We start from the raw sequence: 26,189 nt of genomic DNA, 5'->3' as shown, positions 1-26,189 counted from the left end.
GGTTTTTCTTCTAGTTGCTGAGCTTCGGTTAAGCTGTCGGGTAGTGGTGGGTAGTGCTGTAAAGTGCTGCAGCTTCATGAGGGTTTTCTCCGTAGCGAAGATCCATTTTTTTCTGAAAGTTACCGGCAATACTGGCGTAAAGGGAGGAGGAGTCTCGTGCGCTAAGTAGGTTGCAATTTCCGCATCGTAATGGGAGTAGATGTTCAAAGGTTTTGTGAGCTAAAAGTCTACGTGTAGATAATGTGGTTGAATTTTGATGGGCATCTATTTCATGTAAAACCAATGAATAATCGTCGGGGTCGACCACCACGGTAACCGCACTGAAATTCTTTCTCAAGTGTACAGTTCGGAGACGCTATGGTTTGTGAGAAGGGATGAAGATTTACAACGAGTAAATCAATAGGTTTAATGGTATGTTGCTTAAGAACATCATCATCGAGCCCCGCCTGACTAGAAGGCTACCGTGAATTTTGGGATGTAATGTTTTTACACGACCGTCCAAAATTTCCGGAAACCCTGTGTAGGCCAGAGACATCGATTTTGTCTGCAACACACTAGTTAAGTACGTTTAATTGCTTGTTGGGGATCAACGACGTGGCTCATCAATCTGATAAATAGCGAGTTTTTTACGCAAAGTTCCTCTGCTAATTCCTAAAATTTTAGCTGCTTTGCTTTGATTACCGTTGGTATAGCGCATTACCACTTTTAGTAAGGGCACTTCCATTTCAGCCAAAACCATGTTGTAGAGATTAGCAGGATCCTGACCATCAAGTTGCGCAAAATAATTTTGCAATGATTGTTGGACACTCGACCCAAACGATTGACCGGTCGTGACGGGTTTCACTTCGGTTTTTTGAACTAAAAAATCGGCTTCCATAGTTGCAATTCCTTCCAAGGTCTTACTCCTAGTTGTTTATGGATTAAAACCAGAATGGAAAAAAATTTTCCATTAAGCCACAAGTTTCTCATTATAACATCCAAATTTATAAGCTCAAGAGAGAAATTTAACCAGAATGTAGTAGATTATCGCATTTTTTAGCAGTCTTTTAGTGAGTGGTCTTTAATCAATGGGTTAGTGCTAGAGATTCATTTTAAAATATTCAACTATTGATGTGCTGTGCTTGTCAGAGATAAAATCCCAAGTTGGTTAATGTGAGGTTAATAATGAGTGATAAAAAACCGCAAAGTATATATCTTAAATATTATCATTTTCCTTCATTCTTGATTGATACTGTACATATGCACATAGATCTTGATGAAGAAGAAACCAGCATCAAGACTGTTTTAAGTTTACAACGTAATCCAAAAATAAAAACATCACCGCCATTAATACTCAATGGGGAAGCGATGACATTGAAGCGAATAGCACTTAATGGGCAGGCATTGTCGTCTACTGATTATGAAATTAATGATTTTTCCTTAACAATTCCCGATGTTCCGGAAGAATTTATTCTAGAGACCGAAGTAATAATTAAACCGCAAGAAAATACGCAATTAAGCGGCCTCTATAAATCGCGGGATAATTTTTGCACTCAATGTGAGCCGCATGGATTTCGTCGAATCACTTATTTTCTAGATCGTCCAGACGTGTTAGCGCGTTATACCACCACGATTACAGCGGATAAAGATAAATATCCTTTTTTATTATCAAATGGAAATTTGATTGAAACAAAAACGTTGGAGGGTAATCGACAGTGGGTACATTGGGAAGATCCTTTGAAAAAGCCTTCTTATTTATTTGCCTTAGTAGCAGGAAATTTCGATTTATTGGAAGATACTTTTGTCACTCAATCGGGTAGAGAAGTAGCATTACGTCTTTATTTAGAAAAAGGATTTAAAGATCAAGGGCCTTTTGCTTTGCAAGCTTTAAAGAAAGCAATGAAATGGGATGAAGAAAAGTTTGGCCGCGAATATGATCTTGATATTTATATGATTGTTGCAGTAAGTGATTTCAATATGGGAGCGATGGAAAATAAAGGGCTTAATATTTTTAATACCAAAAATATTTTAGCTAACTCAAAAACGGCTACTGACGAAGATTACATCCGTATCGAAAATGTGATCGGACATGAATATTTCCACAATTGGTCTGGTAATCGTGTAACTTGCCGTGATTGGTTTCAAATTACTTTAAAAGAGGGATTAACTGTTTTGAGGGATCAATTATTTATTGAGGATGTGACTTCAAAAGGTGTAGCTCGTATCGGAAGTGTTAATTATTTGCGTAACGTGCAATTTGCTGAGGATGCGGGTCCAATGGCCCATCCTATTCGCCCCCGTTCGTACATTGAAGTTAATAATTTTTATACGAGCACGGTTTACAATAAGGGCGCAGAAGTTATCCGTATGGTACAAACCTTATTAGGGCCTGAAGTTTTTCGTAAAGCAATGGATCTTTATTTTTGGCGTTATGATGGGGAAGCGGTAACCACTGAAGATTTTATTCAAGCGATGGCAGATGCTTCGGACAACAATTTCGATCAATTTAAACGGTGGTACAATCAAGCTGGGACGCCGGTACTCGATCTAGAGAGTGAATATAACGAAAATGAAGAAACGCTGACCTTGAAAGTGAAGCAATCCTGTCCTCCCACTCCGGGACAATCTGAAAAATTACCGTTGCACATTCCCTTAGCACTGGGTTTTGTAGGTCCGGAATGTCAAGATATACCGACCCAATTAGCGGGAGAAGATGAAGTTATTCAAGGCACGCGTATTTTAGAAATTAAAAAACTAGAGGAAATATTTAGATTTATCAATGTGAAACACAAACCGGCACTGTCGCTTCTACGGGATTTTTCGGCTCCAGTGCGCTTAAATTATTCCTATGGTGATGAGGAACTCTTATGGCTCTTTCAATGTGACAGTGATCCTTTTGGTCGCTGGGAAGCAGGCCAAGTGTTTGCGAAGCGGTTGATATTCAATTTAGTTGCAGATTATCAACAACAAAAGTCATTAAAACTTGACAATCGACTTATAGAAAGCTTCCGAAAAATTATTCAAGGACCGCATAGAGATCATGGATACGAAGCTACCCTCCTGCTTTTGCCTACGGAAGCTTATTTAATGCAGTTTATAAAAAATATGGATATCGAAGCATTGCACCCCATTCGTCAATTTGTAAAAAAAGAATTGTCAGCAGCCTTGATATCAGAGTTAACAACAACCTATGAAAATCATCAACTACCTGTCTACGAATATAGTTGGGCAGATGTTGGTAAACGTGCCTTGAAAAATCGTTGTTTGGACTATTTAACTGAAAATGGAGGAGATCAATACGTATTGGCTTACCAACAGTTTAAAAATAGCGATAATATGACAGATATTGTGGGTGCTTTGTTTGCCTTAATTAATCACGAATGTGAAGAACGCCAGCGCGCATTAGATGAATTCTATCAACAATGGAAGAATCAGCCTCTAATAATTAATAAATGGATGGCGTTACAAGCATCGTCACAATTACCGTCAACTGTAGAAACTGTGAAAAAATTAATTCAGCACCCTGCTTTCGATATCAAAAACCCCAATAATGTGTGTGCGTTATTAGTGACCTTTGGTATGAATGTCGTTTGTTTCCACGATAAGAGTGGAGAGGGTTATCGTTTAATTGCCGATCAGGTACTTAAAATTGATCCAATGAATCCACAGGTGGCTGCACGAGTATTACAACCACTGTCCTGTTGGCAGATCATGGATGAAAAGCGTCAAGGATTAATGAAAGCAGAACTCAATCGGATTGCAGAAGCTCCACGATTATCAACAGATGTTTATGAAATTGTTACAAAGAGTTTGACGTAATTTCATGAAGTAGATCTATACTTCGTAGATAATGTCATTCACATTTAGCAATGCTTTATTTGTAAAATATCGTGTACTATTGTCAGGATCAGGGAGTAGTACGGAGATTACTTCGCCATTTTTGTAAGCTACATTTTTTCGGTAAGTCCTTCCCTTAAAGCCTCAATTGAGGGAAGCAACAAGGCGATCCTTGACAGTGGGAGTTCCGAAACACTGGGTATGGCCTAAAATACAAACTCGATAAATCGATATTAGTTTTTTCCTTAATTCGTTCAGCGAGCTTAAAACTATGACCTTAAAACTATGACTAGGTGCGTCTGCTTCAGCAACGACAAATAGATGCCGATTTTTTCCTTGCTGGTTCTTAATTTTTTGTGTCAACGTATTAACTTCAATAGGAAACTCAGGAATAACAATAATTTCAGAACCGCCCGCAATGTTGACATTAACGTAAAACGTGACGTACGGCCAGCCCATAAGTTCAATTAAAAAATTTCGCTCTAGACTAAATGCGGTATCTCAAATTTTGTCGATAGTCTCTAGTGCTGTATTACAAGCTGTATCAAATCCAACGCAATAGTCTGTGTCTTGAATATAATTGTCGATTGTGCATAAAATGCGGATCATTTTAGATCCGCTTTCGTGGTAGAGTTTTGAGGCTCCTGCAAAACTTCCATTGCCCCCAGAATTACCATTACATCGATTTTTAATTTTTCTAAATATTTACGTGCTTTATTGACGAACTTTATGGCGAATATTCTTAGAATGAAAATCCTTAAAAAATGGCCTGTTCGCAAAATAGAGCTACCTCGTTGAATACAATTAACTACTGGTCAAGAATTTAATGAAACAATTTGTTGTTTGAACAGTTCTGCAAAACCCATTTGAGCACCAAAAACTTCCATTTCATAGTGTAGCGCACTTCCGTACCACGGCTGGAATCGCTGTCATACCCTATGCATAGCCGTAAGGATAAGTAATTTTTTTATAGGATCCATTTATTTTCTTTAGTGGCCTTAGAGAGAGTCCGTCCGTTCAGGAAAACATAATTATTTTCCTACGTAGCGCATTGGTTTTCCCGAATAAAGATTTTCTTCAATTTGCTCTAATGTGGGTTACTTTCGTTTCGGGTACCCATGGTGAATAAACAATAAAGCGATAATACTGATAATAAAAAAAGATTAAAAAGGTACCACTGGGGGACAAATATTGAATTAAAGTTACAAACGTAATGGCAACCAGCCAATTAGAGGCCCAGTTGATGCCTGTGCAATGTTGGAACCTAACCATTAACCATTTGGACTCTAAGCAGAAAAATTTCGGATAACATTAACCACATAATGAGGCATAAGGGTGATGGTAAATCCTTCTATATAGATTAATAAACTTCTTAATAAACTTCCAAAGGCGATCCAGCGGAAATAATTTTGGTGCCCATGGGCTTCAAAAGCCTAACTTAAGACAAGCAAGCTAATGGACATCGCACTAACACCGATAAATTAAAAGTGGACGCCGCTCTATCCAATCGATTAAAGGAAGACTAATTATGGTGAACAAAACATTCACCGCTCCAATCCCCATCGTTGCAAAAGAATGGCAGTTTCCGCAGCATGAAAACCTGTTTTAAATTATGCTAGGAGCGTAGTAAAGAATAGTATTGGTATTGATACCCTGTGACTTGTTGGAATATAGCAAGCCCTGCTCCGACAATTAAAGTAGGCTGAATTATTTTTGAAAATAAAGCTTTCCAACTGCCTTTTTGCTGTTGCAAAGTAGTTCTAATTTGTTTCAATTCTCTTTTCGCCTCGGGCACTGAACCACGGAGTTTTTGCAAAATCCATAGTGCTTTTTCATCTCTATCTTGGGATAATATCCACTGAGGGCTGTACGGAAGTCCTAACATTCCAATAAGCAATAATGCAGCGGGAATAATTCCAGCTGCGAACATGGAGCACCAAGCGGAATCAGGAACAAAGTAGTAATCTACTACATAGGAAAGAAAATACCGATCGTATACCGATCGTAATGGCTAATTGGTTGAGTGAAACTAAAGCTCCCCGGCGATAAGGCGGAGAGATTTCCGAAATATATAATGGTGCAATATACGAGGAAATTCCTATACCGACCCACAAATAATACGACCAGTTACCAGCCAGCCAATCGAAGTAGCCATACTGGAAAAAGCCGTACCAATAATAAAATCAGCGAACCCAGCAATAAAAGCAATGATCCACCAATAGAAGCGACTTTTCTTTAGCGGAAGAGATGGTTCAGTTAATTTTATTAGGGACAATTATAATGTTTTAATCCAATCAATCAATTGATGTGGAGAATTAATTAAAGCATCCCCTTCCCAACATAGGGGTTGACTATCTGCAGGAAGGTAGCCATAAAGAGCAACCATCGCCATCATACCGGCTGCTTTGGCGGCCTGAACATCTCCTTGAGCATCACCAACGTACAAAGCTTGCTGGGGAAGAACATTTGCAGTTTTACAAGCATAGAGTAAAGGTTCAGGATCGGGTTTGCGTTTTGTTAATTGATCTCCTGATACGAGACAGCAGTATCGATGAGCTAGCTGGAAATGATCTAGTAAAGGTTTCGCTAACCAGCCAGGTTTATTTGTGACAATGCCCCATGTAATGTGATGATGGTCTAAATAATCCAATACTTCTGACATCCCATCAAAGTAAGTGGTTTTGTTCATCATGCAATGATGATAAGTTGTTAAAAATTCTTTTCGTAGTTCTGAAAAACAAGGATGAGTGGCATCGATCTGAAAACCATTACTTAAAATACCTGTCGTTCCTAGCGCTATGGTGGGACGAATGATTTCTAAAGGAAGAGGGGACTCGCCATATTTAATTAGCAATTGGTTTAAAGCATCCACTAAATCGGGTGCCGTATCTAACAGAGTTCCATCCAGATCAAAAAAAATAGCCGATAGTGAGTTTCTAAACATAATTTTTTGAAAAGCAGGCGAGATAATTGACTGACACATCCGCGCTTAAATCAAATTCATTTTTAAAAGGACGGTAATTGAGGCCACTCATGTCCACTAAATGTAATTGAACACTCTCCGTCCATCGAATTAATTCCGAAGGGCGAATGAATTGAGCGTAGTCGTGAGTGCCTTTGGGTAACCAATTTAAAAGATATTCTGCGCCAACAATGCTAAAAAGATAAGCTTTAAGATTGCGGTTAATGGTTGAGAAAAAAAGTTTACCGCCGGATTTCGTAAGCAACGCACAGGTTTTCACCATCCGGGCAGGATCAGGAATATGCTCCAGTAATTCCATGCAGGTCACAATATCAAAGCGTTCACTGGTATTATTTGCTAAAATTTCTATGTCTTGACATCGGTAATCGATATTTAATTGCTGTTGCTGGGCATGGTTCTTAGCGATGCTTATTAAAGCATCACTCATATCAATGGCGGTAACTTGGGCACGGTGTTTGGCCAAAGCTTCGCTTAACAGTCCTCCTCCGCAGCCTACATCAAGGATTTGTTTATCATTTAAAACTACATGCTGTTGAATATATTTTACTCGTATAGGGTTAATTAAATACAGAGGTTTCATGTGGCCTTCTGGATTCCACCATTCCTCAGCCATTTCAGAGAATTTGACGACTTCTTGAGGATTGATATTCTTCTTTTTTTCACTAGTAGTTGTTGTCATAAGTCTCTTCTTGAATGGCATTGAGAAACCCGATCAATTTCAGAATTTAACTGATTCTAATAAGTTACTTGCAGAGAATTACGATTGTCGTCTAACTTTAAAGATTCTTCCAGTTGCTGGGACAAATTTTTTAAATCCGGCACGCCCGTATAACAGTAAGAACCGTGCAATTTATGTACCTGCTTTTTCATTTCTTTCCAATCACTTTTATTTATTGCTTCCACTTTTATTAACTTCATTGATAGCGTGACGCAATTGGGGCAATTCCATGGCAAACATTTTAAGAAGTTCTCTATCAAGTTGAGGCCTATTGTTTAGTTAATTTTAACAGAGCTTGTCACTCAGTCAATAAGTTTGTTTGCCATTTTAACCATTCCCTTTTTAAGAGAAATCTAGAGTTTGTAACAAGGGTCACAATCTTCGATATCTACTTCCGGTTGTAGGGTAACATGATTAATGTGATATTTTTGTTTTAAAACGGCCTTTAAACCTAGCAAAAGATCATCCCAAGCTGTCAAGTTTTTAATATTAACGTGAGCGGAAAGCGCTGTCATTCCAGAGGAAAGTGTCCAAATGTGAATGTCGTGTACTGATTTTATGCCATCAAATCGACCAATAGTTTGCGACACTTGACAAATGTTTAAATGGTGAGGAACGCCTTCCATGAGAACCATCATAGATTCGCGCAATAGCCGAGCGCTAGAAACCATTATTAAAACACCAATGAAAATAGAGAGGACGGGATCGATTAAGGTCCAATGAGTAAAGAAAATAACGATACCTGAAATGAGTGCAGCTCCTGTGCCAATGAGATCACTGATCACATGCAATAAAGCAGCACGAATATTTAACGATTTTTTGCTGCCCGAAAAAAGCTTAGCAATTAAAAGATTGAGGAGAATTCCGGTCATGGCAATAATCATTACAGAGAAACTTTGGACCGATGAAGGATAGTGAATACGTTTGATAGCCTCAATAATAACCGCTAGGGAAATAATAAACATTAGTACGCTGGAAACCCAAGCCGTGATCACTTCTGCTCGACCAAAACCATAGCTATGGCGGGGAGAAGGGGGCCGCAATCCAACCCAGGAAGCAAAGGCCGCAATTCCTAATGCAACAGCATCAGAAGCCATATGGGCAGCATCGCCTAAGAGAGCTAAAGAATGAGAAAAATAAGCGCCAACTGCTTCAACCAAAGCAAAACCCACTATAAGGAAGATCACCAGGATTAAGATCCGGTGAGTGGTGGGTGAACTGTGAGAGTGATGATGATTATGATGCATGGTGTCATATTCTACACCATCTTGCTAATCGCTCACACTTCCACATTTGCTGATGTCTCATTGGATCTTCTTCCCTACGTGTAAGGGGAAAAGACGTGCTAATGGTGTTGTGGGGGGCATTATAGGGTCTAAGGAATTGGTAATAAGCCTGGCTAAGCCTGTTGTGGGCTAAGCCTGTGGGCAAGTCGCTTGACTAAGGGGATTCTCTTTAATTCTATAACGGATTTCGTAGAGGTCGCACGTTTGGCTTGCTGTTAACAGGTAATCGTCGCTTGTTTTTAGTTCATCGACTAGTCGTAAATCCATGGCTTGGGAAGCACACTAATGCTCGCCGGTGGACACCTGTTCAATGTCCATGACCTCGCGATGCTCCTTAATGAAATTTTTGAAAAGCGTGTGCATCTCTTCGACTTCTTGCCGCATTTTAGTTCGTCCCTTTTAGGTATTTTCACCAAGAATCGTAAGCGTGCGTTTATATTCACCAGTAGTGATCTATCTGTTCAAAGTCGATGGCCTTTTTTTGTAAGTAGCGATAGAAATTAGGCATTTGAGCTAGAATGCCGATGGAACCGAGGATTGCGAAAGGCGCAGCAATAATCTGATCAGACACACAAGCCATCAAATAAACGACACTTGCGGCCATTTTATCAATGGCTACTAGTTAATTATTTATTAGCTTCTTTAATTCTTTGTAATTGGGAAGCAGCTAACCAATAGCTGTGAACCATTCCGCCGCCACTTTCAAGGCGCACGAGAATCTCATCCTCTCGTGATCTTTTTTTGTGATTTTAATTGCAATTTAAGCTCATGTTTGCTTTTAATGGCATGTGGAAAAATGCGGTTGTATTCTTCATATTTATCATTGAGCTTTCGAACATCCAGCTTATCTTTGGATTTTCCTTTCACATACGCAAGCATACCTAAAAGGCAAAAAGAATAATCAAAATGGCAGCCACAATGCTGAGCAATTTAGCTAAAAATAAACTGTAGTTACTAAGAAATTCCATGCCTGAATCTTATCATTGCCTATTGTTTTGTGCAAAAAGATTGTTTTTTTACCTTTTTCAGCTAAAAGATCGATTCTAATCGCTAGTAAGCCATTCAGGATTAGAATTTCAATATAACCTATTTGGATAAAGCGTAAGTTTTGGATTAGAATAGATCATGCATCAAGTTAATGGTATTTATTTTTTTCTTCGAGGTATTCAAATGTTGAATCGCTGAGAAGTTCGATGATTTGTTCTTATCCCTTTTATAATTAACCTGCTCTTATTTGCTTTTCTTTTATGGTTGGGAATTCATTTTTTTCTCTGTATTCCACGCATTGGATTAAAAATTTATTATCGAAATGGTTGCGATGGGTTAAATTGGCTGCTCTGGATTTTATTTACTATCTCATTTTTTATTGTTGTGGTTTATACTTTTACCCTGGTTGGAAATATTATTAGCGCTCCTTCTTAATAGTTTTTTAGCAGAAAAAAATAGAAAAATTAGAAACGGAAAAAGATCCAGCAAGCAGTGGTGAGTGCATTTTAAAAGACATTCCGCTAGCCTTTAAACGACAAGTTCAGTTTATCTTTTACTATCTTCCTCGAGCTATTTTGGTATTAATTTTATTTTTTATTCTGTTAATGCAAGTTATTGCAGCGCCGTTATGGTTTTTATCAAATGCTTGGATGATGACCGTGCAATATATGGACTACCCAATGGATAATCATTGCGTATTGTTTCGAGAAATGTGTTATCAATTTTAATAAAAAATGCTTGATAAATTTAAGTTTTGGTACTACTGTTATATTGGTCATTATAATTTCTGGTGTTAATTTCTTTGTGATATGAACAACAGTGGTTTGTGTCACGTTGCTTTATATCTTAAAAGATATCGAAATCTATGGAAAGGTTTGATTTTTTCTTGACAAATATGCCCCAATTTGAATTAATTAAAGTTATGTTTAATAATTATCTCTCTTCATTTTTTGCCTTACGACCCACACTCTTGCTGCCGCGGGTAGTAAGATTATCTTCATTAACATAATTTAATAACTAATTCAAGAAATTTTTCAAGAAATTTTCGAGTTAGAGGATAGTAATAATAAAACGTACTGTAGGTGCCTTTGCCTTACTATTTGCGGCTGTAGGTGTGATGGTGGGCTCAGGTTGGTTATTTCGCCTTTATTTCGCGGCACGTTTGGACAGCCCTTCTGCAATTCTCGCATAGATAATTAAGGACGGTTTGATGATTCTCATTGCACTAACATTTGCAGAATTGGCAAGTAGCTTCCCTTTTACTGGTGGAACAGTGTGTTATTTGTAACTCAGTCACGGACCGCTTGTCGGCTTGGAATGGCTTGGGTTTCTTCAATCGCGGTAGCTCCAATTGAAACGCTCGCATTATTGCATTATGCCAGTAATTATTTACCTTGGTTAATGCATTCAGGGGAAGGGGAAAGAAGTTTTGACCTTGCCAGAATTAGGGATGGCAACCGTCCTCTTGTTGATATTAAGTGTCATAAATACTACTAGCGTGCGTTTATTTAACCCGAGCGAATGCATTTATTGTAGTTGCTAAATTAGCTGTTCCAATCCTTACTGCACTAATTTTATTGCTCTCCAATTTTTATATTCAGAATTTTGTGGTTACTGGTTTTTCTCCCCAGGGGATAAAAGGAATTTTAACCGCTTTGCCAATGGCCTGTGTTATTTTTTCATTCATTGGCTACGGTCCCCTGTTATCTAACTCGCTGGAAAAGAAAAAAATCTGCAATGGTCAATTCCATAAGTTATTACTGATTCTCTAATTATTTGTATTATTTTATATATGTTATTGTAAATTGCTTTTATTGGAGCTTTAAATCCTAGTTCCTTCCACCAAGGATGGCCTACTTTACATTTTCAAGATGACGCGGGTCCTTTTTCCGGAATTGCCATTGCTTTAGGTATGGTGTGGCTTCCTAAATTGCTTTATTTCGATACTTCTGTTTCTCCCTTTGGAACAAGCGTTAATTTACACAGCGTCCCATAGCACGAATGAGTTAAGCTTTAGGCAAAAATGACTATTTACATTCATTTTTAATGAAATTAAATCGCTTTGGTGTTCCTTCATCGAATGATTATGGTCAATTTTATTATTGGACTCTTTTTATTTTTTCCGTTTCCCAGATGAAAAAATATGATGGGGTTTTTGGTATCTCTATTAGTATTTGCTTATGCAGTAGGACTCTTATCATTAATCGTTTTGCAAAAAACTCTGTCTCAGCAGGCGCGCCCATTTTGCCTGCCAATGGCTAAAACACTCAGTTTTTTTACTTTTTATGTTTATATATGTTTATAATTTAATATTTATAATTTAATTTTTTTTAGTCTAGTTAGTCTGGGAAGTTATTTAGAAAATGGTGGTTACTATTTTAATAGACTATATCTGGCTTGGTTTATATTTACTTTTTAAACACAATTTAATTGGAACTATTGCCAATCTTGGTAGTTTTTTTATATATGATCGGAATTGCTTTTATTTCCTATTATGGCTTGTTTGGCAGTAAAAATAGTTTATCTTTCGGGTGGAATTTTGAAGTAATTACATTTTTTAGTGCAATAATTTTTAGTTTGGCTTTATAGTGTGGCTTGGAGATGAATTGCCTGCAGAAACTCTGGAATTGATTCGAGTGAAGAATCTTTATTGATCACTAGAAGCATTTTGGGCAAATTTCGCTTCGAGGGAAATCCCTTTCATTTCAGGTACTAAAAAGCTAGCAAAAATACCAAGCAAAGAGGCAATAGCCACAAAAATCATGGTGAAGCGTAATCCCATACTTTTTAAAATTAGGGGTAAAAAGAAAGCCCCAATAAAAGCACCAGCCTTGCCAATAGCAGCAGAGAGACCATGGGCTCTAGCACGTATATGGGTGGGGTATATTTCTGAAGGAATTAAAAATGTAGTCGCGTTAGGACCGAAGTTAATAAAAAAGAAGCTGATGCCAAATAGTCCAATAAATAGAGGCAAAATCTGTCGGATACTGGGAATACCTGCGATTAGCAAATAACACAAGGTCATGATCGCAAAACCCATTATTTGTAAGAATTTTCGTCCAATTTTATCCACATAGGTGGCTGCGAAAAAATATCCTGGAACGGCGAAACATAAAAAAATGAGTGCTGATAACAAAGTGTGCTTTAAAAGCGATGCATGTGGACTAATGGCATTCATGATGAGAACAGAGGATACGCCATTGCCATAGAGGGCCACGTCCAATAGAAACCAGGCACCAGCTGTTCCAAGTAAGCATTTGAGCCATTTTGAGGAAAATAGTTTTTCGGGTATAGGAACAACAGCGGTAACCCTAATTTCGTTTGTATGACCTGCTAAATCACTAACAATTCGACTCACTTCTAGGGGAGTTTGCTTACTAAGCAAAAATTGGGGAGTTTCTGCTATTTTTCTTCGTAAATAAAATACAGAGGCTGCTGGGAGTGCACCAAAAGCCAGTAAGATACGCCAGATGTAGGGATGAGGAATATGGCAAATCATTAGCAGAGAGGCGAAAAGTGGCCCTACAATTAACCCAACAGCTTGCATAGCAAAAACGAGCAGCACTAAAAAGCCCCGGTTTTTTCGATTAGCGTATTCGCTCGCTACCACAGCACTAGTGGGATAATCTCCACCGATTCCAATACCGACTAAAATTCGTGAGATTAAAAGCCAGGTAAAAGAAAGCGAGAAAGCAGAAAGTAATGCCCCGACAAATAAAATAAATACTTCGACGCCATACATTTTCTTACGCCCCCATTTGTCAGCGAACCAGCCAAAAATTACAGCCCCGAAAGCTGCTGAAGCTAAGGAAGCACCATTAAGTAAAGTAATTTGATTAGCGGTGAGATGCCATAAAGGCATTAGTAAAGCAGTAACGACTCCAATGACAAATAAATCGTAAGCATCTGTGAAAAATCCTATCCCTGCGGTGACGACCATCCGCCAATGAAGACGGTTAAGTTTTTGTTCATCTAATTTCAGTGCGAGGCTCTTAGCCTTGTCAATATTCATTCATGCCCTCATGTTTCGATTCTAACAAGAACCATAGCAGTTGATTATGACGATTTGATGACAACTTTGTGTTCATAAGGGGATTGGAATCCACTTTTTTCTGCCGAGAAAATCGTTCTTTTCTAGTGAGGAAAGTGGCAAGTGAACGTACTTCCTTTGCCTGGCTCACTTTCAATATGTAAATCACCTTGATGGCGCATGAGCACATGTTTGACAATGGCTAACCCGAGACCCGTTCCGCCGCTCTCGCGGGAGCGCGCTTTGTCTACGCGATAAAATCGTTCGGTGATGCGTGGAATATGTTCTTTAGCAATTCCGATGCCAGTATCAGACACGCTAAATACAGCATGACCATCGTCCGAATACCATTTTACGTGTATACGGCCCTTTGCCGATGTATATTTCACTGCGTTAATGATGATATTTGAAAACAGACTTTTTAGTTCTTCTTCTGATCCACTGATGTATAAATTGGTATTTGCTTCGAGTTTAATTCTATGTTGTTTTTCTCCGCTGATTCTTTTGGCATCGGCGCAAAGTATTTTTAGAATTTTAGAGACGGAGACGTTAACCTTTTCTTCGGGGGGGTGGTCATCGCTTTCAAGACGGGAGAGTAACAAAAGATCATCAATGATCGCCTCCATCCGGGCGCTGTATTGATACATTTGACTGAAAATTTTTTGATAGCGTTTAATTTCTGGTTTTTTTTTCTTAAGTAAAGTTTCCAAATAACCCCGAATAACGGTTAAGGGTGTTCGGAGTTCATGGGAGACATTAGCGACAAAATCACGCCGGATTCGCTCTAATTGATTGATGTGCTCTCTTACTGCCTTAGGTAAGGTTTTTAAATTTAATTTATTACTTTTCTGCATCATTAGTTGCAAACTGATATCCAGTTCCTCTAATTGTTTTAATCAGATGATGGTAATCATGTTTTTTTAGTTTATTTCGAAGACGAAGAATGTGAACATCGACTGTGCGGTCATCTAAATAAACATTTCCACCCCAAATATAAGTGATAAGCTGGTCCCGAGTATATGTTTTATTAGGATGCTTCATAAAAAAATAAAGCATTTTATATTCGATAGGTGAAAGGACTAGAAGCTCTTTATTGATGGTAATTTGGTGCTTAGCGGTATTGATGACAATATTTTGATGTTTAATTTGCTGGGATGGAGAAAGTAAAGGTCCTCGACGTAGAACTGTTTTTATTCTTGCTGTTAATTCATCAGGAGAAAAGGGTTTTGTAATATAATCATCAGCGCCCGTCATCAATCCTTTAACTTTGTTCTCTTCTTCAGCTTTAGCAGTGAGCATAATTATAGGAATGTCTCGAAAATCAGCTTGTTTTTTAATCCATTCGATAAATTCGATACCACTTTTTCCGGGTAACATCCAATCGAGTAGAATAAGATCAGGCAGTTGATTTTCGAGCTGTTTTTTCGCTTTTATTACATCTTCAGCATCGATTAACCCAAATTCCGTAAGAAGAGAAAAGCGAATCATGTCCCGAATGGCTGCTTCGTCTTCAATAATAAGTAAGGTTGTTTTTTTCATTTCTAAGTGAGATCTTCTATTTATTTTCAGGATACTTAGTATAACGAATTTTTAGCAGGCATTCCCCGATAAAATTAAGATCTCAGCAGTTTTGGTGAAGTTCTGGACTTACGATTTTGGAGAATACTTCTATAATGGAGTTATGAAAATGTCTCAAATTCTAATAATTATGTTAGTTAGTTAGTTGTCTTGGCGGGCATTGCTATGGTGTTTGGTTGGTGGCGTCCTTTAAAAAGGGAGAATCCACCCAATCAAACTCAAGTGTCGATACTAGTCTAGCTACCGGCCTCGAAGTACCTTGGGGCATGGAGTTCTTGCCGGATGGGCGGCTCTTAGTTCATAGAAAGGAAGGGTACTGTCCGCCTAATCGACTTAAATCAAAAAAGGATGGAAGAAAAAATTATCGCCCGAATTAATACCAGTGCAGTGGGGGGTGCTGGGAATTACTATTCATCCCAATTTTAAAGAAAACTACTCAGTTTATCTTTAGTATACATTATAATTATAACTTATACCTATCGCCATAAAAATAATTCTTAAGCTAGTCTGTTATAAATTAATAAATGATTAGTTAATAATGATCAGTTAATAAAGCTAAAAATCTTGTTGGAGAAAATGCCAGAAGCTAAAAACCACGATGGCGGAGGAATGAAATTTGGTCCTGATCGGAATTTGTATATCAGTACCGGGGATGCCCAAGAAGAAAAATTAGCCCAGTATCTTAATTCTCTCGCTGGAAAAATTTTAAGAATTAAAGACGATAGAAATGTTGCTAAATGACAATCCTTATCCTGGGTCCCTTATTTATGCTTATGGGCCTCGAGACGAGACCCGCAAAGGATGGCTTAGGACTTTTCTTCAAATCCTTTGGATAATCGAATATGGTTCTATCATTCACGATGAGATTAATTTAATAAAACCTGGAAAAAATTATGGGTGTCCTGTCATTCAAGGGGATGAAAAAAGAAGGGTTTGGAAGCTCCGGTTCTCCAAAGTGGCATGATTTTGGCGGCTTATGTGGCAAAAGCTTGTATGAATTCAATTTAAAAATTAAAAAATTAAGTCATTATTTTCTAGATCAATTTGGCTGGCTAAGGACGGTGGTACTAGACCCTAATAATTTATTATATATCTCAACAAGGAATACAAGCAATCGGGGGGGATAGCAGAGGTATCCCTCATGAGGGAGATGATAAGATCCTCCCCGTTAAGCCCGAAGTGTTAGTCGAGGGCCACTGAAATCATGACTTGACCTTCGTCTTCTAAAAGGTTTAGCGTAAAAGTCTCTTTATCTGTTATGCAGGAGGCATTATGGGATCTCGTTTCAATAAATTTGTTATTTTGGCAATTTTTGCAACTAGTGCGGTATTTACTCAACTGCCTGGCAAGGGACTAAAAGGACCTGGCCCGCGAATAAAAAAATAGGCCTGACCAAGTGGATTAAGCAAAAAGATAAAATGATTTCGCCAGGAAGAGCTGGGAGTAGAAGATTTACTTGTGTGAATAGACGTGGACAAGGGGGGTGCTTTTGTGGGTAGTGCCAGTAATATCCCGCCGGGGTTACGCTGTAAAGTGGAACTGCTTCGGGGATTACAAAAACAAAGTAAAGTCCTGGTGGCTGGGAAAAGGTCAAAAAAGCGGTTGGTAGCTTTAGCTACCAACCGCTTTAAGGCTGACTACTACTAGATGCTTACTACCGAGTAATAGCGCTACTCTACGGTGGCACCCGAAACTCCACCCACAAAAGCTCCCGTTGTGCCACCTAGCGCAGCACCAGTTGCGCCTACCGTACGACAATCACAACCCGACAAGCTTAAGGTTAAGAAGCTCAACAAGCCACCAACAACAATTAATTTTATGAATAATTTTATGAAAGTCATTTTCATAGAGTTAGTCCTTTAATAGTTTATAGTAACGTTTTATTAATTCTCGAAAAAAACTAAATGCAAATTAGAAGCAATTTTTAAAAATTCTTTAGGATAATTTTGTTTTTCTTCGCCCAGATTAGATTTGAAAAATTTATCCCATTCTAAAAAATAAATTTTAGTTAATTTAATTTTAATTTTTTATAAAAACATTTTTATCTTATTATTAATTTGATGGAAATTTTTTTATTTATAGAGAGAAAAATATGAGTGTTTCCTTTTTTTGGAATAAATCAAAAAATGTAAATTAAAATATCACGATTGATAGGATTTGGCGATAGTATGATAGATGAAGGAAGAATGGATCATAAGTATCTTTTTGTTTTTCCTGTTTTTGGCACAGACATAAATAAATCGGGATTGGGGGGGGTTACCAATGAACGAGTTTGGCTTGACTTTTTAGTTTAATCCGCTATTCAACAGTTAATGACTATAATGTTAGAGAAAGCTACTTTGGATCAAGAAGAAATTCCCGACTTAGCAAATAGCTGACTATTATGATTCGTTGGACCTTGATAATTTTTCTCAAAGAGAATTTGAGCACCTCAATCATTATCAAATAGCTCACCAAGGAACCAATATTCACTTTGCAGGAAAGCAGGTCTGTAGGAATTATGCTATCGGTGGAGCAACAGCTGCGCATTATTCGCTAATGCGAAGTTTAGGAAGCGAGTTATATTACATTGTTAAAAACCCTATTCGATCTATCAAAAAAAGTTTCTTGGAAGGAGGCGAAAGCAGAAATTGAAGCTTTGGAAGCCCAAGGTATTGTTACCAACTTTAAAGCACAACGAAAAATATTCTTAGCAGAGGAAAAACAAAAAGGTGTTTCGGAGGAAATTAAAATTTAGACTTTGATTTTTGAATGGTCGGTGTCTAACGATCTTCTTACTGTCAATAAAGAACCTACGATAACAGCAGCAGAAAATGCTGTAAAAGCTAGAATAAAAAAACTGAAAAAATAACCGAATCGGGATACAAGAATTTTATATTGTTTAATCCCTGATTTAGCTAAAACACCTCGTTACTAAAAAAGAACGAACTGAGGAACAACGAAAAAGGCGACAGAAGTAGTTGAATATTTTAATTACCTATTAAAGAAGAGGTTAATAGATTTAGTCAGGAAAATAACGATTGTTCTATTGAACTTTTTCATATGTACCAAGACTTTTTGATATGTACCAAGAATTTAATAAAATTTATGATAACCCTGAGGCTTATAATTTCGATCTCATGGTTATATGTTCTGGAATGATGTACATCCGGTATCTTTATTACATCATTACTTAGTAGACCCTTAGAGGTCATGAGTAAATTAAATAAAAAATTTACTATTGAGTTTTGATGATGCTAAACGTGTTATTGTCTTGGATCCGCAAGAAGCTAATTTGATCAATCAATTCGTGAGCGAATACGTGAGCGAATATATAAAATATTCAATGAATAATCTGATCCTGGTAAGGCTTTTCATAGTTACCGGAAAAGTGGTATTGGAGATGAATCCAATTTGATAATAGAGAAAATATTGAATCATGCTTATGGAAAACCTCTCTATAAATTTTTAAAGATATTTAATATTTATAGTTATTTTGCTCGACGTTATTGCACGAGACAGGCATTGAAAAATTTAAAATGGATGAGTTCCGAGCCGCTGGATACAGGTGTGCCATTAAAAGTACAATATTTTTAGAGGGAGGAATCCGAAGATATAACAACCTCTCCTTGTAAAGGAGGTGAGCTTTTCGTTTCACAAACTACGTAACAGTTCTTACTAATTTAATAGAAAATTTGAAAACCGTAGTTTCACTTAAGTGTCTATTTGTAAATTTGTAAGTGGCATGCCCCTAATACAATTATCCCCCCCCTAAACGGTGTTTTATGCCCGTTTGGTCTCGAATAAGCACCCAGACTTGTTAAGTGGGGTTATTTTGTATGTATGGTTACTGAATTATCAGCAAAAGCAAAGCTCACAGCACTAAAGATACAAAATATCCGACTATTCGGAGAATATCCTTCATAACACATCTCCCCATGCTAATTTTGAAATATAATTCTATTATTCTATTACAGTTGAGTATAAGTTAAATTTCTCAACTTTTTGAAATTTAGTAAATTTTTTGTTCTGCAGCTAACGACCATTATCTAAGTGGCGCTTGGATTGGGCGCCAGTTATTTCATAGATATTTATCAATTGCCAAGTTGCAAACCTAATTGCTCGACTTGAAGACTTAAATGAAGACTTAAATTAAGAATAGCCAAGATCAGAAATCCAATTGGTTGGCTAAGTTACTTACCGTTTATAACAAAAAAAGGTATTTTTAAAATTGGCAAGATGATAAAGTAGGATTAGAAATCATGTTAAAAAGTCATTTTTTTCTAGGTTGAAATAAAAGTAATCGGTGAGGTTGCTCTTTTCGTCGCAAAACAATCTCGCTAGAGACCTTTTTGAGCCTACCCAAAGACCCTATTTAATCGGGGTGAGAATAGGATTCGAACCGCCGGTGCCTACTTCCCGAAGGGCAGTGCTCTACCAAGCTCAGCTACACGACGTAATTCGTCAGACACCCTTTCTTCGTTTCACCTAAACCTAAACTAAGCTCGCCTAATTTTATTTTTTAGAGATCCTGGGGAGGAGTGTAAGGAAACTTGTCTTTCGCAGAGAGTTTACTGGATGAGCAGCCGTATCGCAAATTATTAATATTGGCGGCTTACGACGAATTTTGCTAACGCTTCCAAACTGTAGCGAAAAGGAGAAGGGGGTAATTGTTGTAATTGAATTTGTGCTTTTTCAATCTCTTGAACAGCGCATTGTCGGGTATATTCTCGAGCTTTAGTATCAGAGATAATTTGCATAATGGAGGGTAGATTCTTCAAGCCTCCTGTTTTAATAGCTTCACGAATAAGCTCGACTTCTCGAAGATTAGCTTTTTGTTTGGCATAAATTAATGGTAGTGTCGCTTTTCCTTCTGCCAAATCATCGCCGATATTTTTATCCAACTTAGAAGAATCCTCGCTGTAGTCGAGAAGGTCATCAATAATTTGGTAGGCCATTCCCACATGTAAGCCGAAGGAAGCCATGGCCTTTCGTAGGGGCTCGTTTTTCGTTCCAATAATTGCGCCAATTTCGGCAGCGGCGGAAAACAATTGGGCTGTTTTGCGGCGAATCACTTCATAATAAGTTGACTCTTCAATGTTAGGGTCGTTTTGATTCATAAGCTGCCAGACTTCTCCTTCCGAAATTTCGTTGGTCGTATTAGCCAATACTTTCATGACGGGAATATTTTTGCGTTTGGCCAAAATCTGGAAAGCACGGGAATAGAGGAAGTCCCCTACCAATACACTCGCAGAATTTCCCCACCTTGCATTAGCGGTTTGTTGGCCGTGACGTTGATTAGATTTATCGATGACATCATCATGCAGTAGAGTAGCGGTATGAATGAATTCAACGACAGTAGCTAATTCGTGATGTTCGGTGTTTTGATCATAACCACAGGCTCGAGCAGCTAGGAGCACAACCAACGGTCGCAAACGTTTGCCTCCACTTCGAATAATATGATGAGTAATCGTTCGTATCAGGGGTACATGAGAGGAAAGCTTGTTGAGAATAAGAGCGTCGACAGCCTTCAGATCCTGTTTTATGGGAAATCGAAGCGATTCCAGAGAAGGAGACGTATCTGAAATGATTTCAATGGCTTTCATGTCATTCCATGTTAGGAGGGTGGTGGCGGTTGTGTCAAGACCAGAATCTTAGCTAGAACTATTAGGCATTGTATTTATGGCTTGTCAGGGACTGAAAGATTCCGTAAAATGCATCCTCTTCATTGTTCGATGGAGATTTGCAATGTATGCAATCATTAGAACCGGCGGTAAACAATATTGGGTTACCGAAGGTCAAACATTAAAAATAGAGAAATTAGCTCAAGACATTGGTGCTTCTGTGAAATTTGACGATATATTGTTAATCGGGGAAGGCGATGAGTTACACATTGGATCTCCTCAAGTAAAAGGCGCCCAAGTAACAGCGGAAATTGTTGATCAGGGCCGAGTTTCTAAAATTAATATCATCAAATTTAAACGGCGTAAGCATCATATGAAACGCATGGGGCATCGACAAGATTTTACTACAGTAAAAGTTACCGGTATCAGATATCGGTCTCGGAGAAAAGAAAAAAGAGGAATAGATAATGGCTCATAAGAAAGCGGGTGGTAGCACACGAAACGGTCGCGACTCTAATCCAAAGATGTTGGGTGTAAAACGTTTTGGAGGTGAGCGAGTAGTCGCTGGCAATATCGTTATTCGGCAGCGGGGCACCCATTATCACCCGGGAGAAAATGTGGGTATGGGTCGAGATCATACTTTGTATGCCTTAGTTTATGGCAAGGTTAAATTTACGCGTAAAGGAATCAACCAACGTAATTACGTTTCTATAGAACCTATGGAAGAGATTTAGTCTTTTCAAGATACCTCACTTGCCAGTCTCTTCAAGATGGAAGGCTATAGTATTATTTATTTGATTTACTAAACAACCCTTCTATTGCTAGCATTACATTTATATTCTCTGCTCCCGAGAATTGGTTAGTATAATTGCAATCATGAAATTTGTAGATGAAGTATTCGTGCAAGTAGAAGGCGGAAATGGTGGGTACGGCTGCTTAAGTTTTCGTCGAGAGAAGTTTACTCCCCGAGGGGGGGCTGATGGTGGTGATGGTGGACAGGGTGGGAGCGTTTATTTTATTGCCGATAAATCTGTTAACACCTTAGTAGAATTTCGGTATCAACGACTATTACGAGCACAAAATGGCCAACCGGGCATGGGTAAGCTTCGTAGTGGAAAAAAGGGGGAAGACTTGGTAGTGTCTGTCCCCCTAGGAACTATGGTTTATGACAAAGAAACGGAAGAACTGATTGGCGATTTAATGCAGGAAGGCCAGAAGCTCTGTGTGGCTCAAGGAGGACGGTATGGTTTAGGGAATGCTTATTTTAAGAGCAGCACGAATCGAGCCCCACGTAAAACAACTTCCGGCGAAGAGGGTGAAAAACGCAAATTAAAATTAGAATTGAAATTATTAGCTGACGTGGGTTTATTAGGCTTGCCTAACGCAGGAAAATCCAGCTTCATCCGCGCGGTTTCAAAGGCTACCCCCAAAATTTCCGACTATCCGTTCACCACTCTTTACCCTCATCTCGGGGTAGTGCGGATTGGAGAATATCGAAGCTTTGTCATTGCGGACATACCCGGCATTATTGAAGGGGCCACCGCGGGAGCAGGAGTGGGTATCCAATTTTTAAGGCATCTCGAACGAACTCAAATTCTATTACATATCGTCGATACAGCCCCGGTAGAGGGGCTGGATTCTGTGGTTCAAGCTGTGAAAGCAATTGTAGATGAACTTAAAAGATTTAGCAGCCAGCTTTTAGAAAAACCAAGGTGGTTAGTATTTAACAAAACGGATTTATTGCCTCCAGAGGAGATTGAGCCGCGTTGCAAAGCGGTTATTAAGGAACTTAATTGGCACGGCCCCGTCTATAAAATTTCAGCACTCAAATACGAAGGGACTCAGAAGTTATGGAAGTTATGTTACGATTTGATGGAATTTATTGAAAAGAAAAAGTAATACGCGATGGGAGCTTAAGCACCTAAGCTTTTTTATTTTAGCTCGCCCTATTTAGGATTTTAACGCTTTTAATTTTTGATTTAAGCGGCTTTTCAAGCGAGCTGCTTTATTTGGATGGATAATCCGTTTGCCTGCGGCCTTATCAAGTAATTGGACGGCCTGTTGGAAAGCACTTTGTGCAGCAGAATGATCATTGGCTTGGAGGCTTTTTAATGTTTTTTTCACGATCGTGCGAACGGCCGAACGTTGGCTTGCATTGTGTAGTCGTCGCTTCTGATTTTGTCGCGCACGCTTTTTTGCTTGGGGAGTATTAGCCATGGATATCCTCCAAAATCTTTTATCCGAGCCAGACAATATGCCGTTTTTACACGGCGTTTGTCAATAGAATGAGCCTGCGATATCCTTACCACCTTGCTCTCAATAACAGAAGCGCTCTATGAGCCGTAAGTTATTCAAATCCACATTTATTGTTTCTAGTATGACGCTCATTTCCCGTTTGGTGGGATTTGCTCGAGATGTGGTGCTTGCTGTAATTTTTGGCGCTGGACCTGCGTTTGATGCCTTTGTAGTTGCATTCAAAATCCCTAATTTCATGCGCCGATTGTTTGGTGAAGGGGCTTTTGCTCAGGCTTTTGTGCCGGTATTAGCGGAATATCGAATCCATCGCTCGCAGAAAGAAGTCCATCAATTTATCAATGCAATTTCTGGAAGTTTAGGTACGGCTTTGCTGGTCATTGTGGCGCTTGCTGAAATTATTGCTCCCTTGGTCATTATGCTGTTCGCGCCGGGGTTCGTGAGGGATCCTGTTCGCCTGACTTACGCCACCCACATGTTGCGAATTACCTCTCCCTATTTATTATTAATTGCTTTAACTGCCTTTGCTGGAGCTACATTAAATATGTTCAGCCGATTTGCCGTACCGGCATTTACTCCTGTGTTATTAAACATTGCCATGATTGCGGTAGCATGGTTGTGGGCGCCTCATGTCTCAACCCCCATTTACGTTTTAGCTTGGGGGGTACTAATCGGGGGTCTTTTACAATTAGCTACCCAACTCCCTTTTTTATATCGTTTAGGATTTCTTCCTATCCCTAAATGGTGGTGGCGTGATCCCGGGGTAATTCGGGTTCTAAAATTGATGGTGCCGGCATTATTTGGTGTTTCTGTCGCTCAAATTAGTTTATTAATCGATAATTTTTTCGCCTCCTTTTTAGCCGCTGGAAGTATTTCGTGGTTGTATTATTCCGATCGATTAACGTATTTGCCTCTCGGGGTTATTGGTGTTGCCTTAGCGACTGTAGTGTTGCCCAATTTGTCACGCCATCATAGTTCACAGTCTGCAAACGCTTATTCCGCTACGCTCGATTGGGCTTTGAGAATGGCAATATTAATTGGTATTCCTGCTGCTGTAGCTTTATTTATTTTAGCTGGCCCTTTGTTAGCGACATTGATTTATCACGGTGCTTTTACGGCACACGATGTTTTTATGACTCGAAAAAGTCTGTGGGTATTCTCGATAGGTTTGCCGGGATTCATGCTTGTTAAAATTTTGGCATCTGCTTTTTATTCCCGCCAGAATATAAAAACTCCTGTAAAAATTGCGGCAACTGCGATGGGTGCTAATCTTATTTTAAACGTGTTACTTATCCATCCTCTTGCCCATGCGGGGCTGGCTTTAGCCACCTCGTTAGCCTCTGCTTTTAATGCAGGCCTTCTTTTATATTTTTTATTGCGGCGTTCGATTTACAGACCTGCTCCAAACTGGTCAAAATTAATTTTCCGATTAGTAGTGGCTAATTTTGTAATGGGTTTTGTCATTGTTTGGTTTTCTGGGAATATTGGGCGATGGTTGGTTTGGTCCGTGGGAGAACGGATTTGGCATTTGCTAGTTGTTATTTTGTTGGGATTTTTTACTTATTTAGTGACGTTGTGGATTTCAGGACTAAAACTTTCTGATCTACGGTCTCCGGTTGTGATTGATTAACATCATGGAATTAATACGTGGTAAATACCCTTTAAAAAAAAAAATAGGTGGTTGCGTTGTCACACTAGGAAATTTTGATGGGATGCATTTAGGTCACCAATCACTTCTTACAAAATTAAAATCCTTGGGACAGAAATTAAATTTACCTACGGCAGTTATTATTTTTGAACCTCAACCTAAAGAATTTTTTGCGAAAAGCCAAGCGGATTCGCGATTGATGCGATTTCAGGAAAAATGGATGGCATTTCAAGAATGGAAAGTCGATTTCCTTGTGTGCTTTCGCTTTAATCAAGCCTTGGCAAATCTATCCCCTGAAAACTTTGTTAAAGAAATTTTGGTGGATCAACTAGAAGTGGAAGCCATTGTTCTGGGAGACGACTGTCGGTTTGGCGCCAAACGCGCAGGCGATTATCAGCTACTTAAAAAATTAGGGGAACATTATGGTTTTGAAGCCATAGAAATGGCATCCGTTCTTTATGAAGAACAACGAATTAGTAGCACTCGAGTGCGTCATGCGTTGGAAAAGGGAAATATGGATTTGGCACGGAGTTTGTTGGGTCATCCTTATTGGCTTTGTGGTAAGGTCATTTCTGGGGAAAAACGCGGATGTGCATTAGGCTTTCCGACAGCTAATATCAATCTGTATAGAGATAAAGTGCCATTGACAGGTATTTTTGTAATCCGGGCTTATTTAGAGGAGAAAGTCTTTCAAGGGGTCGCCAGTTTAGGAGTACGCCCTACTTTTGGAGGAACCCGGATGTTATTAGAAGTGTATCTGTTTAATTTCTCTCGTGATATTTATGGCAACTATTTGCGAGTCGAGTTTTTACATAAATTGCGATCTGAAGAGCATTTTCCGTCGGTGGATGCTTTAGTGAAGCAAATGTATCAAGACGTATCAGAGGCAAAAAAATATTTTTCAAATGAATGATTCTATCTGCCCCTTAGGACCTCGCCTGAAGGCCTGCTCATTTTGATGAATGACGAAAGTAAAATGATCGAGTATGATATTTTTCATTAAAAACCGACAGGAGTGGAACCGATGAAATCTTTTCTTAGGTTAGTCATTATCATCGTTGTGGTGATGGTATTGGCGGCTTGCGATCGGAATACTATAAAGGGAAGCGGCAAGGTTATTTCCCAGGCTCGTGAAGTACCTTCGTTTGAACATATTCGCGCTGCTGGGGAGTTGAAAATAGTTGTGATAGTAGGAAAATTGCAAAAAGTGGTAGTAAAAACCAACGATAATATTAAACCTTATATTTTACGAGCGTAAAAGACGATACTTTAGAAATTTAGCCTAAA

General features: G+C 38.7%; 29 protein-coding genes and 2 pseudogenes. 14 read left to right on the top strand and 17 right to left on the bottom strand.

Annotation, left to right across the window (positions count from 1 at the left end):
- Nucleotides 1–28 precede the first annotated feature (28 nt).
- Together CleRt_RS13495 and fis are read right to left on the bottom strand one after the other, a co-directional pair.
- A complete protein-coding gene (locus CleRt_RS13495) occupies nucleotides 29–337 on the bottom strand; it encodes a hypothetical protein (protein ID WP_306686685.1) in 309 nt (102 codons plus the stop codon).
- 249 nt (nucleotides 338–586) lie between these two features.
- Nucleotides 587–895, bottom strand: coding sequence for a DNA-binding transcriptional regulator Fis (gene fis / locus CleRt_RS06470; protein ID WP_053097921.1), 309 nt, complete (start codon nucleotides 893–895; stop codon nucleotides 587–589).
- Nucleotides 896–1,164: 269 nt separating this feature from the next.
- On the opposite strand from fis, the gene pepN reads away from it, so the two are divergent.
- A complete protein-coding gene (gene pepN, locus CleRt_RS06465) occupies nucleotides 1,165–3,798 on the top strand; it encodes an aminopeptidase N (RefSeq protein WP_048875512.1) in 2,634 nt (877 codons plus the stop codon).
- A gap of 162 nt (nucleotides 3,799–3,960) precedes the next feature.
- On the opposite strand, the pseudogene CleRt_RS12375 reads toward pepN, so the two are convergent.
- The 9 genes and pseudogenes from CleRt_RS12375 to sohB all read right to left on the bottom strand — a co-directional run bounded on the left by CleRt_RS12375 (nucleotide 3,961) and on the right by sohB (nucleotide 9,771).
- Nucleotides 3,961–4,425, bottom strand: a pseudogene (locus CleRt_RS12375) (6-phosphofructokinase).
- Between the two features lie 1,006 nt (nucleotides 4,426–5,431).
- Nucleotides 5,432–5,746 (bottom strand): MFS transporter, encoded by a 315-nt coding sequence (locus tag CleRt_RS12370; protein WP_235378962.1) that lies wholly within the window; start codon nucleotides 5,744–5,746, stop codon nucleotides 5,432–5,434.
- Nucleotides 5,747–5,762: 16 nt separating this feature from the next.
- Entirely contained in the window at nucleotides 5,763–5,930 is a 168-nt protein-coding gene (locus tag CleRt_RS12365; RefSeq protein WP_235378960.1) for an MFS transporter, read from the bottom strand.
- Nucleotides 5,915–6,091, bottom strand: coding sequence for a hypothetical protein (locus tag CleRt_RS12360; RefSeq protein WP_235378959.1), 177 nt, complete (start codon nucleotides 6,089–6,091; stop codon nucleotides 5,915–5,917). Before CleRt_RS12360 ends, CleRt_RS12365 begins: the two co-directional genes overlap by 16 nt.
- On the bottom strand, nucleotides 6,092–6,760 hold the full coding sequence (locus CleRt_RS06450; protein ID WP_048875511.1) for an HAD family hydrolase: 669 nt from the start codon (nucleotides 6,758–6,760) through the stop codon (nucleotides 6,092–6,094).
- Nucleotides 6,753–7,478 (bottom strand): bifunctional 2-polyprenyl-6-hydroxyphenol methylase/3-demethylubiquinol 3-O-methyltransferase UbiG, encoded by a 726-nt coding sequence (gene ubiG, locus CleRt_RS06445; RefSeq protein WP_048875510.1) that lies wholly within the window; start codon nucleotides 7,476–7,478, stop codon nucleotides 6,753–6,755. The genes CleRt_RS06450 and ubiG overlap by 8 nt, the downstream gene beginning before the upstream one ends.
- 56 nt (nucleotides 7,479–7,534) lie before the next feature.
- Nucleotides 7,535–7,717, bottom strand: coding sequence for an Hpt domain-containing protein (locus CleRt_RS10790; protein ID WP_306686684.1), 183 nt, complete (start codon nucleotides 7,715–7,717; stop codon nucleotides 7,535–7,537).
- Between the two features lie 153 nt (nucleotides 7,718–7,870).
- Nucleotides 7,871–8,764 (bottom strand): cation diffusion facilitator family transporter, encoded by an 894-nt coding sequence (locus tag CleRt_RS06435; protein ID WP_048875509.1) that lies wholly within the window; start codon nucleotides 8,762–8,764, stop codon nucleotides 7,871–7,873.
- 168 nt (nucleotides 8,765–8,932) lie between these two features.
- Nucleotides 8,933–9,771: pseudogene (sohB, locus tag CleRt_RS14520) on the bottom strand (protease SohB).
- 238 nt (nucleotides 9,772–10,009) lie between these two features.
- Between sohB and CleRt_RS14260 the strand changes: the two are divergent.
- The 3 genes from CleRt_RS14260 (at nucleotide 10,010) to CleRt_RS12355 (ending at nucleotide 11,287) form a co-directional block, all read left to right on the top strand.
- Nucleotides 10,010–10,225, top strand: coding sequence for a hypothetical protein (locus CleRt_RS14260; RefSeq protein ID WP_371440266.1), 216 nt, complete (start codon nucleotides 10,010–10,012; stop codon nucleotides 10,223–10,225).
- Nucleotides 10,226–10,245: 20 nt separating this feature from the next.
- A complete protein-coding gene (locus CleRt_RS14255; protein ID WP_371440265.1) occupies nucleotides 10,246–10,518 on the top strand; it encodes an EI24 domain-containing protein in 273 nt (90 codons plus the stop codon).
- Between the two features lie 547 nt (nucleotides 10,519–11,065).
- The gene (locus tag CleRt_RS12355) at nucleotides 11,066–11,287 is read left to right on the top strand and encodes a hypothetical protein (RefSeq protein WP_235378950.1); all 222 of its coding nucleotides are present in this window, start codon (nucleotides 11,066–11,068) and stop codon (nucleotides 11,285–11,287) included.
- A 1,150-nt stretch (nucleotides 11,288–12,437) separates the two neighbouring features.
- Here the strand turns inward: CleRt_RS12355 and CleRt_RS06420 are convergent.
- The 3 genes from CleRt_RS06420 to CleRt_RS06410 form a co-directional block, all read right to left on the bottom strand.
- A complete protein-coding gene (locus CleRt_RS06420; protein ID WP_048875508.1) occupies nucleotides 12,438–13,802 on the bottom strand; it encodes an MFS transporter in 1,365 nt (454 codons plus the stop codon).
- Nucleotides 13,803–13,924: 122 nt separating this feature from the next.
- The gene (gene phoR / locus CleRt_RS06415) at nucleotides 13,925–14,677 is read right to left on the bottom strand and encodes a phosphate regulon sensor histidine kinase PhoR (protein ID WP_048875507.1); all 753 of its coding nucleotides are present in this window, start codon (nucleotides 14,675–14,677) and stop codon (nucleotides 13,925–13,927) included.
- Nucleotides 14,661–15,359: a response regulator gene (locus tag CleRt_RS06410; RefSeq protein WP_048875506.1), complete on the bottom strand. Its 699-nt coding sequence runs from the start codon at nucleotides 15,357–15,359 to the stop codon at nucleotides 14,661–14,663. The genes phoR and CleRt_RS06410 overlap by 17 nt, the downstream gene beginning before the upstream one ends.
- Nucleotides 15,360–15,974: 615 nt before the next feature.
- Here CleRt_RS06410 and CleRt_RS13490 point away from each other — a divergent pair.
- From CleRt_RS13490 to CleRt_RS10320, 3 genes are all read left to right on the top strand, one after another.
- Nucleotides 15,975–16,139: a PQQ-dependent sugar dehydrogenase gene (locus tag CleRt_RS13490; protein ID WP_306686683.1), complete on the top strand. Its 165-nt coding sequence runs from the start codon at nucleotides 15,975–15,977 to the stop codon at nucleotides 16,137–16,139.
- A complete protein-coding gene (locus CleRt_RS13485; RefSeq protein ID WP_048875505.1) occupies nucleotides 16,126–16,362 on the top strand; it encodes a PQQ-dependent sugar dehydrogenase in 237 nt (78 codons plus the stop codon). Before CleRt_RS13490 ends, CleRt_RS13485 begins: the two co-directional genes overlap by 14 nt.
- Nucleotides 16,363–16,889: 527 nt before the next feature.
- Complete coding sequence (locus CleRt_RS10320) at nucleotides 16,890–17,045, top strand: hypothetical protein (RefSeq protein WP_235378949.1); 156 nt, start codon at nucleotides 16,890–16,892, stop codon at nucleotides 17,043–17,045.
- Between the two features lie 23 nt (nucleotides 17,046–17,068).
- On the opposite strand, the gene CleRt_RS14250 is transcribed toward CleRt_RS10320, so the two are convergent.
- Nucleotides 17,069–17,239 (bottom strand): hypothetical protein, encoded by a 171-nt coding sequence (locus tag CleRt_RS14250; protein ID WP_157870887.1) that lies wholly within the window; start codon nucleotides 17,237–17,239, stop codon nucleotides 17,069–17,071.
- A gap of 728 nt (nucleotides 17,240–17,967) precedes the next feature.
- On the opposite strand from CleRt_RS14250, the gene CleRt_RS10310 reads away from it, so the two are divergent.
- Entirely contained in the window at nucleotides 17,968–18,135 is a 168-nt protein-coding gene (locus tag CleRt_RS10310) for a hypothetical protein (RefSeq protein ID WP_157870886.1), read from the top strand.
- Between the two features lie 1,843 nt (nucleotides 18,136–19,978).
- Here CleRt_RS10310 and CleRt_RS06400 read toward each other — a convergent pair.
- A complete protein-coding gene (locus CleRt_RS06400; RefSeq protein ID WP_048875504.1) occupies nucleotides 19,979–20,983 on the bottom strand; it encodes a polyprenyl synthetase family protein in 1,005 nt (334 codons plus the stop codon).
- A gap of 142 nt (nucleotides 20,984–21,125) precedes the next feature.
- Here CleRt_RS06400 and rplU point away from each other — a divergent pair, with 142 nt between their 5' ends.
- From rplU to cgtA, 3 genes are all read left to right on the top strand, one after another.
- A complete protein-coding gene (gene rplU / locus CleRt_RS06395; protein WP_048875503.1) occupies nucleotides 21,126–21,479 on the top strand; it encodes a 50S ribosomal protein L21 in 354 nt (117 codons plus the stop codon).
- A complete protein-coding gene (gene rpmA, locus CleRt_RS06390; RefSeq protein ID WP_048875502.1) occupies nucleotides 21,469–21,735 on the top strand; it encodes a 50S ribosomal protein L27 in 267 nt (88 codons plus the stop codon). Before rplU ends, rpmA begins: the two co-directional genes overlap by 11 nt.
- 142 nt (nucleotides 21,736–21,877) lie before the next feature.
- Nucleotides 21,878–22,900 carry an Obg family GTPase CgtA gene (gene cgtA, locus CleRt_RS06385; RefSeq protein ID WP_048875501.1) on the top strand — a complete coding sequence of 341 codons (1,023 nt, stop codon included), beginning with the start codon at nucleotides 21,878–21,880 and terminating at the stop codon, nucleotides 22,898–22,900.
- A 51-nt stretch (nucleotides 22,901–22,951) separates the two neighbouring features.
- On the opposite strand, the gene rpsT is transcribed toward cgtA, so the two are convergent.
- Complete coding sequence (rpsT, locus tag CleRt_RS06380; RefSeq protein WP_048875500.1) at nucleotides 22,952–23,218, bottom strand: 30S ribosomal protein S20; 267 nt, start codon at nucleotides 23,216–23,218, stop codon at nucleotides 22,952–22,954.
- A gap of 118 nt (nucleotides 23,219–23,336) precedes the next feature.
- On the opposite strand from rpsT, the gene murJ reads away from it, so the two are divergent.
- The 3 genes from murJ (at nucleotide 23,337) to CleRt_RS12340 (ending at nucleotide 26,160) form a co-directional block, all read left to right on the top strand.
- Nucleotides 23,337–24,884: a murein biosynthesis integral membrane protein MurJ gene (gene murJ / locus CleRt_RS06375; RefSeq protein ID WP_048875499.1), complete on the top strand. Its 1,548-nt coding sequence runs from the start codon at nucleotides 23,337–23,339 to the stop codon at nucleotides 24,882–24,884.
- A 4-nt stretch (nucleotides 24,885–24,888) separates the two neighbouring features.
- A complete protein-coding gene (ribF, locus tag CleRt_RS06370; protein WP_048875815.1) occupies nucleotides 24,889–25,815 on the top strand; it encodes a bifunctional riboflavin kinase/FAD synthetase in 927 nt (308 codons plus the stop codon).
- Nucleotides 25,816–25,926: 111 nt separating this feature from the next.
- Complete coding sequence (locus tag CleRt_RS12340) at nucleotides 25,927–26,160, top strand: hypothetical protein (RefSeq protein WP_235378948.1); 234 nt, start codon at nucleotides 25,927–25,929, stop codon at nucleotides 26,158–26,160.
- Nucleotides 26,161–26,189 lie beyond the last annotated feature (29 nt).

Origin of the sequence: Candidatus Coxiella mudrowiae (assembly GCA_001077715.1) — a bacterium.
In the GTDB taxonomy this organism is placed as follows: Bacteria; Pseudomonadota; Gammaproteobacteria; order Coxiellales; family Coxiellaceae; genus Coxiella; species Coxiella mudrowiae.
This window is presented reverse-complemented; position numbering and strand designations above follow the sequence as displayed.

What these genes read in the sequence shown, in the direction of transcription:
- pepN (WP_048875512.1), top strand. Translation starts at nt 1,165, where the DNA reads ATGAGTGATAAAAAACCGCAAAGTATATATCTTAAATATTATCATTTT.
- CleRt_RS12370 (WP_235378962.1), bottom strand. Translation starts at nt 5,746, where the DNA reads ATGTTCGCAGCTGGAATTATTCCCGCTGCATTATTGCTTATTGGAATG.
- CleRt_RS06450 (WP_048875511.1), bottom strand. Translation starts at nt 6,760, where the DNA reads ATGTTTAGAAACTCACTATCGGCTATTTTTTTTGATCTGGATGGAACT.
- ubiG (WP_048875510.1), bottom strand. Translation starts at nt 7,478, where the DNA reads ATGACAACAACTACTAGTGAAAAAAAGAAGAATATCAATCCTCAAGAA.
- CleRt_RS10790 (WP_306686684.1), bottom strand. Translation starts at nt 7,717, where the DNA reads ATGAAGTTAATAAAAGTGGAAGCAATAAATAAAAGTGATTGGAAAGAA.
- CleRt_RS06435 (WP_048875509.1), bottom strand. Translation starts at nt 8,764, where the DNA reads ATGCATCATAATCATCATCACTCTCACAGTTCACCCACCACTCACCGG.
- CleRt_RS06420 (WP_048875508.1), bottom strand. Translation starts at nt 13,802, where the DNA reads ATGAATATTGACAAGGCTAAGAGCCTCGCACTGAAATTAGATGAACAA.
- phoR (WP_048875507.1), bottom strand. Translation starts at nt 14,677, where the DNA reads ATGATGCAGAAAAGTAATAAATTAAATTTAAAAACCTTACCTAAGGCA.
- CleRt_RS06410 (WP_048875506.1), bottom strand. Translation starts at nt 15,359, where the DNA reads ATGAAAAAAACAACCTTACTTATTATTGAAGACGAAGCAGCCATTCGG.
- CleRt_RS13490 (WP_306686683.1), top strand. Translation starts at nt 15,975, where the DNA reads ATGCCAGAAGCTAAAAACCACGATGGCGGAGGAATGAAATTTGGTCCT.
- CleRt_RS13485 (WP_048875505.1), top strand. Translation starts at nt 16,126, where the DNA reads ATGTTGCTAAATGACAATCCTTATCCTGGGTCCCTTATTTATGCTTAT.
- CleRt_RS14250 (WP_157870887.1), bottom strand. Translation starts at nt 17,239, where the DNA reads ATGACTTTCATAAAATTATTCATAAAATTAATTGTTGTTGGTGGCTTG.
- CleRt_RS06400 (WP_048875504.1), bottom strand. Translation starts at nt 20,983, where the DNA reads ATGAAAGCCATTGAAATCATTTCAGATACGTCTCCTTCTCTGGAATCG.
- rplU (WP_048875503.1), top strand. Translation starts at nt 21,126, where the DNA reads ATGTATGCAATCATTAGAACCGGCGGTAAACAATATTGGGTTACCGAA.
- rpmA (WP_048875502.1), top strand. Translation starts at nt 21,469, where the DNA reads ATGGCTCATAAGAAAGCGGGTGGTAGCACACGAAACGGTCGCGACTCT.
- cgtA (WP_048875501.1), top strand. Translation starts at nt 21,878, where the DNA reads ATGAAATTTGTAGATGAAGTATTCGTGCAAGTAGAAGGCGGAAATGGT.
- rpsT (WP_048875500.1), bottom strand. Translation starts at nt 23,218, where the DNA reads ATGGCTAATACTCCCCAAGCAAAAAAGCGTGCGCGACAAAATCAGAAG.
- murJ (WP_048875499.1), top strand. Translation starts at nt 23,337, where the DNA reads ATGAGCCGTAAGTTATTCAAATCCACATTTATTGTTTCTAGTATGACG.
- ribF (WP_048875815.1), top strand. Translation starts at nt 24,889, where the DNA reads ATGGAATTAATACGTGGTAAATACCCTTTAAAAAAAAAAATAGGTGGT.
- CleRt_RS12340 (WP_235378948.1), top strand. Translation starts at nt 25,927, where the DNA reads ATGAAATCTTTTCTTAGGTTAGTCATTATCATCGTTGTGGTGATGGTA.